Raw genomic sequence first — 11,818 nt, forward strand, 5'->3', positions numbered from 1 at the left:
ATAATTCGCCCATGGAGAACTTTTTTGGTTTACTAAAACAAGAGATGTATTACGGAGAGGCACTGTGCTCGTTTGAAGAATTAAAAAATAAAATTAAGGAACATATCAATTATTATAATAATAAGCGTATAAAGCAAAAATTGGCAGGCATGAGTCCAGTTCAATACCGAATTCACACCAGCCAATTAGCTGCTTAATATAATACTCTAACTTTTTGGGGTCACATCATAAAGATAGCCCTTTTAATTTAATTTACTCTGCTACAGTTGTATCGCCAGTAACTTCACCAGCAATATTAGCTGAATCTTGGTACTCTTGACTTGCAAAAGTAAGATTTCCATCAATCTTTGCTTCTTCTCCTAGTTGGAATCCATTTGCTTCAACATGTACATCACCAGCTAATGTTCCTGCATAGAAGTTTAAGTTTTCACTTTGAATTGTCATTTTAGGTGTAGTGATTGTGTATGATGCTGTAATATTGCGGTCCTCATCTTGTGTGTAAGGAGCTATTTTACGATAAACATCATTCGCTTCATCACCTTTGTCATGAAACTCACCAGCTACAGTTACTTCTTCTTCCAAAGTAATATCATTAAGTGTAGCGATAATCCAAGTACCATTTTCTGATACTGCATCAACAAATGCATCTGCTTCGTTAACAATCGATGCTGTTGTTACTGCATCTGCTTCTTCTCCACCATCTGTTTCTTCTGTTGTATCCTCGTTTGTTCCCTCATCAGCATTGTCATCTGTACCACATGCCGCAAGTAAAAATACAGACAAGATCATTGCCAAAAATAATTTGAATTTCATGTCTTCTACCTCCTAATATGTTAATTACGTTTCATTTACATACCCATTTTAACATACTTAATAGACTTTTATAATAAAAATGTGTGGATATTTTGTGAAATAAAACACAATTTTCATCATGTTCTTTTTTAAAATACCCTGAACTATAAATTGTATACAGTATTACAAATGATCACTATCCCGCCCTAGATGTTCCAAGAGAAAAAAGCCACTAATTCAATAGTGGCCAATAATTTATAGTTATTATTATAATATATAATTACAAAACCTTCTCGTTTTCCATCAATTGTACTATGACTTGTTCCCGTTAGCATCTCTCTTAATGGGTTGTATAAGACAGCAAGTTAGCCTTTTTTAGCACCTCGACCTCCACGCTTGGATTCGGTATGCTTGCGCAAAGTAGCTAACCGATCTTCGGAATCTTTTAAGAAACGATTCATTTTAGACTCAAATGACTCCGGGCGTTCACGATTATTTTTAGGACTATTATTTTTACGACGTCCTTGAGAATTACTTGGTTTATCTATTGCTTTCTTAATAGATAATCCAATCTTTCCATCCTTTTCAACATTAATGACTTTTACTGTCACTTCATCTCCAACAGTTAAGTGTTCATTAATGTCTTTTACATAATTATCAGCAACCTCACTAATGTGTACTAGACCTGTTGTTCCTTCTTGCAATTCAACAAACGCACCAAAATTAGTGATTCCGGTTACCTTACCCTGTAACTTGCTGCCTACTTCGATTGACATAAAAAAAATGCTCCTCCTTAAGAATAAAAAAAAGATATACTACAACTACATTATATATAAGCATTGAAAACCATGTCAATAAGACGGGGCTTCTTCGGGCAACTTAAATACAATTTCGCCCTCTTTTGTGAAGAAATAATTTGTTTTTGCTATTTGTAATACATATTCTTTATCTTTTAATAGCTTCACTTTTTCTTTGAGATTCTCTTCGTTTTGTTGAAGTGCCTTATAATCTTCTTGCATGGTTTGATACGCTTCGGCTTTTTGAGCATAGAGGGAACGTTGATTAACATGGTACATTATCATGCTACCGAATGTAATGCAAACGACGATAGCAAACAGTGCGAGGCGTCGGTGTAATCGTTTTTTCTTCTTTCTTTGTCTTTCTACATGGGCATCATACTGCTTCATATAAGAAGAATTGATCCGTGATACATTTTGCCTTTTTTGTCTCCCCACTACTTACTACCTCCTTTATGCCATATAGATTTCCATCTTTTTATTATATTATACTCTATTTTACTATAAAATCCCGCTAAATCAACTAAGTATTTTTGCGCATTTTTCGGTATAAGTCGTGAAATAACCTTACCTATTAATCGTATTGGAAAAAAAATAATTATACTCATTTGTTTAATGATGAAAAAAACGATACCCAATAGAAATAATAGTATGGTTAGTAAAAGTCGATATACAAGCAAGATCGGACGAATAACCAGCAGTCCGACTAAACGAACGATTGCTCGATAAAACCTGATAACTACATGTATAACTCGTTCCAATAACCTCTTGTAGATCGAAGCAAATAAGCTTTGGTAAGCTGCAATACCACAAAAAATTGATAAAAAAATGTACAATCGAAGTTCACCTTGGTTAACTAAAAACAAAAGATAAAACAATATTAAGGTCTGTAATAGCCAAAAACAGATTTCTAAACTAAATGAAAGGATACGCTGACCTTTCCAATACCTATCAAAGCGCCGAAACGTATCTATGGCACAACCTAAATAAAAACCTCCCGCAATCATAGCTACAATTGTACTGAACTGTATCGTTAAACTCATTTAAACAGCTTACTAAACAGGCTTTTAGTTTTATCTCCTTGCTGTTCATCCATATAAGAAAGCTCGTACACTTTTCCTTTAATCTCTACATTTCCCTGATCCACATCTAAATTTTTTATTTGTAGATTTTCTCCCCGGATCATCATATATCCCATTACTGTCTGCAACAGAAATTCTTCATTATCAAAGCTGTCCACTTCTTTTACACCACTAATTTCAATGACACGGCGATTGTTGACCCGAACATAATGCTCTGTCTGTTCTGTATGTGATGGATAGTTGCGTTGACCTTGTACCATTAAAAATCCCTCCCTTATCATTAGAACTATATGACGGGAGGGACAAGTTTAGAACAGAAGAAATTTATTGAACATGTTCTTCTTTTATAATTGTATATAGTGATGTTGCTTCCTCTTTCTTTACAGCTTCTTTTAGTTCCTGTACCGTCAAAGTAAGCTTCTTCTGACCAAACTGAATGGTTAACTCATCTCCTACAGATACATTCGTAGAGGCCTTAGCTTTGCTTCCATTTATTGTAATCCTACCTTGATCAGCCACTTCTTTAGCTAATGTCCGGCGTTTAATTAAACGAGATACTTTTAAAAATTTATCTAATCGCATTGTACACCTCTTCTCCCTTTTAGCAGTTTTTTGTTTTTGCTTCATTCCATAACTTATCTAATGTTTCCAATGTCTGACTTTCAATCGTTTTTTCCTTTTTAGCGATTTCTTGTTCGATATATTGGAAACGACGAATAAATTTTTGATTCGTTTGTTCTAATGCTAGGTTTGCGTTAACCTTATAATATCTTGCTATATTAACAATAGCAAATAGAATATCCCCAAATTCCTTTTCCATTTCAAACGCATCTGTTTCTTGTACTGCTTCTTGGAATTCCTTTATTTCTTCAAAAATTTTATCCCAGACTGGCTCTGGTTCGGACCAATCGAAACCAACTTTTGCGGCTTCTTTTTGTAATGCTTCTGCCTTGATTAACGGTGACGCAGACTTTGGCACACGATCGAGCAATAATTCAAATTGATTTGTGTTTTTTTCCTTTGCTTTAATGTCATTCCAGTTTAGGATAACATCAGCCTCGCTTGTCACGTTTACGTCTCCAAACACATGTGGGTGTCTTCGAATCATTTTATCTGTTATTCCTGCTATTACATCATCAATGGTGAAGTAACCAAGATCTTCTCCAATTTGACTATGTAGCATCACTTGAAGTAAGACATCACCAAGTTCTTCAATGATTGCATCATCATCTTCATCATTTATTGCATCTATTAATTCATATGCTTCTTCTAGTAAATATTTTCGCAGCGAGTGATTCGTTTGTTTCTTATCCCACGGACATCCAGCAGGACCCCTAAGAGTAGCAATCACATCACGCAGTCTAAAGAACTGATGATTTAACCTTTCTTCTTCAGTTGGCGCGACATAAACACTCGTTAAATTACTAAGTTCTATGCCCTGATCTAGCTCGACTAACTCTATTGTTTGGATTCGTTCTTCTTCACTACCAACCGCTTCCACAATGGTTACACGGTGCTCTGGTGGAAGATCCTCTAATAATGCGAGCTTCACTTCAGATGCGATAAAGCTATCATACACCTGACAGAAGATTAAGTGGTTTCGATAATCGATCTGGCTACGAGAAAAAGCCGTTGCATCCATAAATTGAAATCCATCTATCGGGTCTATTTGAAGGGCTGTAAATAGTGGATCTAAATAACTTTGACCACCAGTGATACTTACCTCTACCTCTTTATTTTCCAATAATAACTGAACTGTTTTTTCTGCTAACATTGGATGACCAGGAACGGCGTAAAGTACAGAGCCTATTTTTTCTGTCTCCTTCAAAAGTAGTTGCACAATAGCGTGATACACCTCATCAAAAGAATCATGCTGTTCATACACCTCATCAAATGAGATAAACGAAACGCCTTCTTCCTCTAAAGTTTTAATAACAGGGTGATCTAATGTGCGAACAAAAATTGGTTGATTAGACGATTTTAGCTTTCGATAAACACCTAGCGACAGTTGATCAATGTCTCCCGCACCTAATCCAATGATCTCAATATTTCCTACCATAGTTATTCTCCTTTGCAATACGTCTGACAATTTTCTGAAAGGGCAATACTTCTAGTTCTTCTTTTGTAAATGCTCGAAACTTAATTAATAAGATTACATACACACTTGCTCCTGCTACTATTGCTAGTAACAAATATACAGCATACAACATTCTAGATTCCTGAATAATAAACGGAAAAATACTTTGATTGATTAAAAATAAAATAAAAACCATACCGGCTATGGAGCTAAGCAATCGAATCCACGGCACGTCAATAATTCGCTCTTGTACTACCATTTTCAAACGATGTATATTAACCATCAACACAACAGCGGCGCCTATTACAGTCGCCAATGCTCCCCCCAAAACACCTAATAGTGGAACTAACAATATATTTAGCAGGAGCTTAAATCCTACACCAATTAGAACAAACCATGCTGTTCTGTACATATAGCCAAAACCTTGCAAAATAGACGCAGTTGTAATGCTAAGTGAAGCAAAAATAATCGTAAAGGCTAGTACTTGTAAGGTCCTTGTCCCGCTATTTGATAAAAATAATAACTCGTTTACATGAGGAAAGAGCGTAATTAATCCTACTGCAGCTCCTGTCGATAAATAAAGACTAAACTTCCACGAGCTTCGGATATAAGAGATAAATTGCCTCTCTTGTTTCTTAAACCTATCCATTGTTATTGTTGGAATTAACGCCAATGCTAATGACGAACCAATGACAATTCCTAATTGAACAAGTGGTTGTCCACGATCAAAGATACCTTTCCATATTTTCGCATCGGTTAAGCTATAACCATAGATTTTCAACTCAGATACTAACGTAAATGCATCAACAAACTGGAATAATAATAATAGCATATGATTAATCGTTATCACTAATCCAAAGCCTAGAACAGACCGCACACTTTCACTCCACCTAATGGTAGCATTACCTGCCTGCTGAAAAGTAACTTGTTCTTTTTTTAAAAAAATAAATAAAATGAGACTAGCACCTAATGCTCCCACTAAAGATGCTACAGCACCGCCGATTCCAATATAATAGAACGGTTTACTTTGCTGAATTACATACAATGAAAAACCAATGATTAAAAGAACTCGTATTAACTGCTCTACCATTTGTGAAAATGCTGTTGGTATCATATTATTATATCCTTGAAATAATCCTCGAACGCTAGAAACAAACGGAATAACTAAAAAGACAAATGAAGCCGTTCTTAAAGGAATAATAAGAGATAGATCACCCATTATTTGCGCTATATTTGGTGCAAAAACAAATAAAAGAACTGCCACTCCGATAGAAAAGAGAAAAAGAACAGTAGCAATCCGATAGAAATCTGAGGTGAGTAGCTTTTTTCTTCCCCCCTCTGTTTTTTCTGCGATAAGCTTTGATATGGCTGTCGGTAAGCCGTACAAGGAAAGCATCATCGCCATTCCTAAAAACGGGTAAATTTGCTGATAGATATAAAAGCCGACATCGCCTGTTATATTCTGTAATGGAATGCGATAACCCGCACTCAAAATTTTGCTAACAATACCTGCCAGCGTTAATATAAGGGCTCCTTGAAAAAAATGCTTGTTAGACCTTTTTTGTAACATACGATACGCCTTTCTCCGTTAACATTAATAGGTTACATTATAGCACAAGCTATTTAGCTTAATACACCTATCACCTATTAAGATTGGAATAAAAAACCACTTTTTAACTAGTTAGTGCTAAATGCTCGTTCTGTTTAAAGACAAAACAAAATAGAGGATAAATAATTCATCCTCTCAAATAACTCGTCTTATATTATTGTTTTGTTGCTTTATTGAATATTAAAGTATTCAAAGTTTTTTACATTAAAATATTAGTCGTGTAATGCCGATTTTAGATAATCTACATGTTTTCTTTGCTTATTTAAAATGTCATGTACAAGCTTCAAACTTTTTTCATCAAGTTTATCACGAACTAACTTTTCTGTCATTTTAATACCATAAAGATTTTGTCCTTTTATCGCATGCTTTAAAATTTCGGTTTCATCATGTGGATGATCAGTAATCTCGCTAATAAAGAGCTGCACCTTACCTAGCACCCCTTCACTGGTCTCTGGAGTTCCGTGCAATTCTTGTATACGCTCTGAAAGTAAACCTGCATGTTGTTTTAACTCTTTTTGAATGGTGATAAACCTAGTGCGAAGAGGTGAAGCATCATCTAGTTTTTCAATGAATTTTTCATATGCATGTATGCCCATATATTGCCCTTGAAGTAGCTTGTTTAAGGTTTTTATAATTTGTTGATTGCTCATCTGAATTCATCCTTTTACTAATGGGAAAATAGATAAGTTGCAAATAAAAATATGCTAATTCCCTAATTTTTTATATTAAATTTTGCCCCACTCATATTTTATTATGCTAAAAGTAAACTTGTTTTTTCCACAACAGTAGCATTTCTTACATTTAACCAACATTATGCATTTAGAATAATACTTATTAAAAGGAATGCATTTGACTATACAAAAACCTATAATGATGTGTTATAAATCCTAGTTTTGTTGCGCAAAGTACCCACTTCGTATAAAATAGAAATTATTAAAAACCTGGTTATTTTAAGAGAGAGGAGTATTCAGTCATGAAGAAAAAATCACTTAAATTTTTATCGTTCGGATATGGATATTCCACTGCTGTTTTTTTCTAGAATTCATTCCAAGGGTGAAGTGTGTCTAATTTAGGAATGCATAGAGAAAAACGGCAGAAAAATCTTCTTATTAGCGAGGTAATTAAATGGAAAATATAAAAATCACAAGGAAAAATCCAGAAAATTTGCCTGCACCGGTGGGTAATTACACACATATTACAAAAATCCCAAGAAATGCAGAATTATATGTTACATCAGGTCAAGTCGGTGTAGATCAAAATGGACAATTCCCAAAAAGTATGAATGAACAAATAAGTAATACATTTACTAACATAAAAACAATCCTTCAATCTGAAGGGTTAAGTACTGAAAACATTATAAAAGTAAACATATGGGCGACTGAGAATATTGATTGGGAATTCTTATATTCACAATGGCAACAATTATTTAGCAATGATTATCCAGCGATGACCGTTGGATATATTGTTGCGTTAGGTATACCTGAGATAAAAATTGAAATAGAAATCTGGGCAGCAAAAGTATAAATTTCAAACACACTTCATAAAAAACGATTGCTTTAAAACCAGATAATATCCTCTAAGAATAGCACAGTTAAACAATTGATTCTTAAATTATTAAAAACCTTTCTGTTGAAATGACAACAGAAAGGTTTTTAAAATAAATTCTATTTAATTGTCACAAAGTCTGTTTGATTTTCATCAACTTTTCCTGCCTTCACTTCAATCGATTGACCTTCTTCTAAATTCGTGAAGATAATTGGTGTAACAGTAGAAGCCGCATTTTTCTCAATATAATCTAGATCTACTTCCATTAATAAATCGCCTTGATTAATCGTTTGGCCTTCTTCTACTTTTTCAGTAAAGCCTTCTCCTTTTAGATTCACTGTATCAATGCCTATATGAATTAGTAATTCTAATCCATTCTCAGCTTGAATACCAATCGCGTGTTTGGTAGGAAAAATGTTCAATATCTTACCACTAACTGGAGCAACTACTCTGCCTGTCGAAGGTTTCACAGCAAAGCCGTCTCCCATCATTTTTTGTGAAAAAACTTGATCAGGAACTTCTATAATCGGAAGAATTTCTCCAGCCATCGGGCTAGTTATTTTTATTTGACCATGTATGGTTTCCATCTTGTTATCTTCTTCTGAGATTTGTTCTGATACATCTTCTTTCTTTCGTGGTGTTTTTCCATCGATAATATCTTGCATTTGTCCACGAAGCGTATCAGAAACCGGACCAAAAATAGCTTGAATGTTGTTACCGACTTCCATTACACCTGAAGCACCTAGTTTTTTCAAACGCTTTTTATCAACTTGGTCTTTATTAGCAACACTCACACGAAGACGAGTAATACAAGCGTCTAGGTGAGTAATATTTTCTTGTCCACCCATCGCTGTTAGAATTTCGTATGGTCGATCATCTACTTCATTATCGGAATCTTCATCAGTTTCCGCTTCGTCTTCACGACCAGGAGTAGCTAAGTTAAACTTAAGAATAGCCCAGCGGAATCCGAAGTAATAAATCACTGCAAATACAAGACCGACAACGATGACCCACCACCAGTCAGTACGGTTCGGCATAATTCCAAACAAGATATAGTCAATTAACCCACCAGAAAAGGTCATTCCTATTTTTACATCAAGTAAGTACATCGTCATAAAGGATAAACCTGCAAAAATAGCATGTATACCAAACAAAATTGGTGCTACAAATAAGAACGAAAACTCTAATGGCTCAGTAATACCAGTTAAAAATGATGTTAACGCCGCTGATGCCATTAAGCCTCCAACCACTTTTTTACGTGATGGTTTTGCTGTGTGGTAAATAGCAAGAGCTGCCGCCGGTAGACCAAACATCATGAACGGGAATTTACCAGTCATAAAGTTACCAGCAGTGAATGGTACACCATCTTTTAATTGCGCAAAGAATATTTGTTGGTCACCACGAATAATCTCACCAGCAACATCTGTGTAATTACCAAATTCAAACCAAAATGGCGAGTAGAAAATGTGGTGCAAACCAAATGGAATTAATGAACGTTCAATTACACCGAAAACAAAGGTAGAAATTGTCCGATTTGTTTCGAGCATGAAATAAGATAAGTTGTTTAGACCTTCTTGTGCAAAAGGCCATAAAAAGTACATAATAATTCCTAAAAATAGTGATGAGAAAGCAGTAATAATAGGAACAAAGCGCTTTCCTGCAAAGAACCCTAAAAACTGCGGTAATTCAATGTTGTAGAATTTTTTATACAAATAGGAGGCGAGCACACCCACAATAATACCGCCAAAAACACCGGTTTGTAGGGTATTAATTCCTAATACAGACGCATAAGCAGGATCATTTGCAGCCATGTCAGCGGTAATATCACCGAAAACACCCATCGTTACATTCATAATTAAATAACCTATAATAGCTGCTAAACCAGCAACACCATCTCCACCAGCTAGCCCGATGGCAACACCAACAGCAAATAGCAACGGCAAGTTATCAAATACAATTCCACCAGCCTCTGACATTACTTCTAACACCTTTAATACAGCAGGGTTTCCAAACCACGGAAACTTATCAATCCATGAATCTTGAGCAAAACTTGTACCAAACGCAAGCAAAATTCCAGCGGCTGGCAATAAAGCAACAGGAAGCATAAGCGCTTTCCCTATTTTCTGTAGCGTTCCAAAAACATTTGATTTAGCCAATACAATTTCCTCCTTTTTATTTCGTTATGCAATAACTAGTTTGTGCTACATACAAAAAATAATGAATGACAATAGCGTTTAATAAATTATTTAAATAAAAAAAGCATGAGTAAAAAGGGTGTTATTACCATAATAAGGATAGAACTATCCCCTGGTAACTAACATACTCTTTTACTCATGCCTGATCGAATCAGTAACACGCAACTAGATTTTATTAGTTAAACGTTGCAGATGAATCGTCAAATATAAGACCTCTGTTTCATCTACAGGTTTATTTAATTGTTTTTGCATAACTTTAATCAGTTTCCAAGCAAGATTATAGCATACCGGATATGTCATTTTCAACATTTCTGCTAATTTTTTTTGTTCACCCAATTGCTCCCCTTGATAAACTCGTTCAATCGCGCGGTGAAGGTGCTGAATTAATCGATTATAATTAATATCACCTTGTTGTAATTGAATTGCTAATGTTTGCTCAATCACTTGAATCAATTTTGAAATAAGCTTATGGTGTTTATTCAAATCTCGTAATGATTTATCTGTAATCGCACTATGAATGTGCAATGCAACAAAACCAATTTCTCCTTCAGGGAACGCAATTTGTAGTTCATCTTTCACCTTCTGCACCACTTCAGAAGCAACTTGAAACTCTTTTGGGTACAAAGATTCGATTTCGAACAGAAATGGATTGTTAAACGGAATATTTTTATGTACGCGATGAATCGCGAACGCCAAGTGATCCGTCAACGCTACATGAATATGCTCATTTAAAGATTGGCCCATTCTTTCCTCAATATAAAACATAATATCATTCATAAGTGTCATAATAGCTTTATCAACATGGGTCAATAAGTGCATATACTGTTCTTTTTCTTGTTCATCTTTTAACAAAAATGTTTTGTCTGCTTGATCAAAAGGGACTTTATCTCCTTTTTGTTTGTTAAAGCCTATACCTTTTCCAATTAAAACTACCTCTGTATAAACCGGATGTGATGCGATAATTACATTATTATTTAACGCCTTTTTTACAATTAGCTCTCGCTGCATAACGGCATTCCTCCAAAGCTATGCCATTCAGTCACACTTTATATCGTATAGGTAAACACAATTGTTCGCAAGTATTTTATATTTAAAAAGTGATAGGTGTATGTACTACGCCTACCACTCATATATAAAATACTTTATTCCATTTGCCTAGCTAGAAATCCAGCTGCTGTTTCTGCCGCTTTTTGTTCCACCGTTGAGACATTTCCTTCTTTAGTGAAAATAATAACACAGCCAATTGGATCACCACTTGCGATAATAGGGTGCATCACATAGGATGCGTTAATCACACCTTGATCAGCAACTAATTCCAGTGCTACTTGTTCTGGTTTCATCACACTGTTTCGCTCTTCCATTATTCGCTCAATTTGTTGTGCAATGTTCTTGCCTAAGTATTCTTTTTTCGGTTCACCTGCAACAGCAATAAATGCATCACGATCACATATTAGAATTCCATTTCCTACAGAGTCAAACAGTGCTTCCGCATATTCTTTTGCAAAAGTACTTAATTCGCGAATAGGAGAATATTTCTTTAAAATAACCTCCCCTTCACGATCAACAAATATTTCTAATGGATCACCTTCACGAATGCGTAATGTTCTTCTTATTTCCTTAGGTATAACAACTCTTCCCAAATCATCAATACGACGTACAATTCCTGTAGCTTTCATTTTAAGCAGCCTCTCTTTCTATGATGATCATCTTGCTGGTAGTAT

General features: G+C 35.0%; 14 protein-coding genes. 2 read left to right on the plus strand and 12 right to left on the minus strand.

What is annotated here, in order from left to right; translation table 11 throughout:
• On the plus strand, positions 1-197 hold a 197-nt coding region (locus HP569_RS12955), incomplete at its 5' end, for an IS3 family transposase (protein ID WP_182199027.1).
• A gap of 55 nt (positions 198-252) precedes the next feature.
• Here HP569_RS12955 and HP569_RS12960 read toward each other — a convergent pair.
• From HP569_RS12960 to HP569_RS13000, 9 genes are all read right to left on the minus strand, one after another.
• Positions 253-813, minus strand: coding sequence for a hypothetical protein (locus HP569_RS12960; protein ID WP_182201600.1), 561 nt, complete (start codon positions 811-813; stop codon positions 253-255).
• 344 nt (positions 814-1,157) lie between these two features.
• On the minus strand, positions 1,158-1,568 hold the full coding sequence (locus HP569_RS12965; RefSeq protein WP_182201601.1) for a S1 domain-containing RNA-binding protein: 411 nt from the start codon (positions 1,566-1,568) through the stop codon (positions 1,158-1,160).
• A gap of 75 nt (positions 1,569-1,643) precedes the next feature.
• Positions 1,644-2,027 (minus strand): FtsB family cell division protein, encoded by a 384-nt coding sequence (locus tag HP569_RS12970; RefSeq protein WP_246367236.1) that lies wholly within the window; start codon positions 2,025-2,027, stop codon positions 1,644-1,646.
• Positions 2,027-2,632: a spore cortex biosynthesis protein YabQ gene (gene yabQ / locus HP569_RS12975; protein ID WP_182201602.1), complete on the minus strand. Its 606-nt coding sequence runs from the start codon at positions 2,630-2,632 to the stop codon at positions 2,027-2,029. Before yabQ ends, HP569_RS12970 begins: the two co-directional genes overlap by 1 nt.
• Complete coding sequence (gene yabP / locus HP569_RS12980) at positions 2,629-2,931, minus strand: sporulation protein YabP (RefSeq protein ID WP_182201603.1); 303 nt, start codon at positions 2,929-2,931, stop codon at positions 2,629-2,631. The genes yabQ and yabP overlap by 4 nt, the downstream gene beginning before the upstream one ends.
• Positions 2,932-2,995: 64 nt before the next feature.
• Complete coding sequence (locus HP569_RS12985; RefSeq protein ID WP_182201604.1) at positions 2,996-3,253, minus strand: RNA-binding S4 domain-containing protein; 258 nt, start codon at positions 3,251-3,253, stop codon at positions 2,996-2,998.
• A gap of 19 nt (positions 3,254-3,272) precedes the next feature.
• On the minus strand, positions 3,273-4,730 hold the full coding sequence (yabN, locus tag HP569_RS12990; RefSeq protein ID WP_182201605.1) for a bifunctional methyltransferase/pyrophosphohydrolase YabN: 1,458 nt from the start codon (positions 4,728-4,730) through the stop codon (positions 3,273-3,275).
• Positions 4,714-6,318: a putative polysaccharide biosynthesis protein gene (locus tag HP569_RS12995; RefSeq protein WP_182201606.1), complete on the minus strand. Its 1,605-nt coding sequence runs from the start codon at positions 6,316-6,318 to the stop codon at positions 4,714-4,716. The genes yabN and HP569_RS12995 overlap by 17 nt, the downstream gene beginning before the upstream one ends.
• A 251-nt stretch (positions 6,319-6,569) precedes the next feature.
• Entirely contained in the window at positions 6,570-7,007 is a 438-nt protein-coding gene (locus HP569_RS13000; protein WP_182201607.1) for a DUF2383 domain-containing protein, read from the minus strand.
• Between the two features lie 475 nt (positions 7,008-7,482).
• On the opposite strand from HP569_RS13000, the gene HP569_RS13005 reads away from it, so the two are divergent.
• Positions 7,483-7,881 carry a RidA family protein gene (locus HP569_RS13005; protein ID WP_182201608.1) on the plus strand — a complete coding sequence of 133 codons (399 nt, stop codon included), beginning with the start codon at positions 7,483-7,485 and terminating at the stop codon, positions 7,879-7,881.
• Between the two features lie 140 nt (positions 7,882-8,021).
• Here HP569_RS13005 and ptsG read toward each other — a convergent pair whose 3' ends face one another.
• From ptsG to spoVT, 3 genes are all read right to left on the minus strand, one after another.
• Positions 8,022-10,007, minus strand: coding sequence for a glucose-specific PTS transporter subunit IIBC (ptsG, locus tag HP569_RS13010; protein ID WP_425501878.1), 1,986 nt, complete (start codon positions 10,005-10,007; stop codon positions 8,022-8,024).
• A gap of 255 nt (positions 10,008-10,262) precedes the next feature.
• Positions 10,263-11,105 carry a glucose PTS transporter transcription antiterminator GlcT gene (gene glcT / locus HP569_RS13015; RefSeq protein ID WP_182201610.1) on the minus strand — a complete coding sequence of 281 codons (843 nt, stop codon included), beginning with the start codon at positions 11,103-11,105 and terminating at the stop codon, positions 10,263-10,265.
• A 134-nt stretch (positions 11,106-11,239) separates the two neighbouring features.
• Positions 11,240-11,773, minus strand: coding sequence for a stage V sporulation protein T (spoVT, locus tag HP569_RS13020; RefSeq protein ID WP_182201611.1), 534 nt, complete (start codon positions 11,771-11,773; stop codon positions 11,240-11,242).
• Between the last annotated feature and the right edge of the window lie 45 nt (positions 11,774-11,818).

It is taken from the genome of Paraliobacillus salinarum (genome assembly GCF_014083865.1).
GTDB classification, from domain to species: domain Bacteria; phylum Bacillota; class Bacilli; order Bacillales; family Amphibacillaceae; genus Paraliobacillus; species Paraliobacillus salinarum.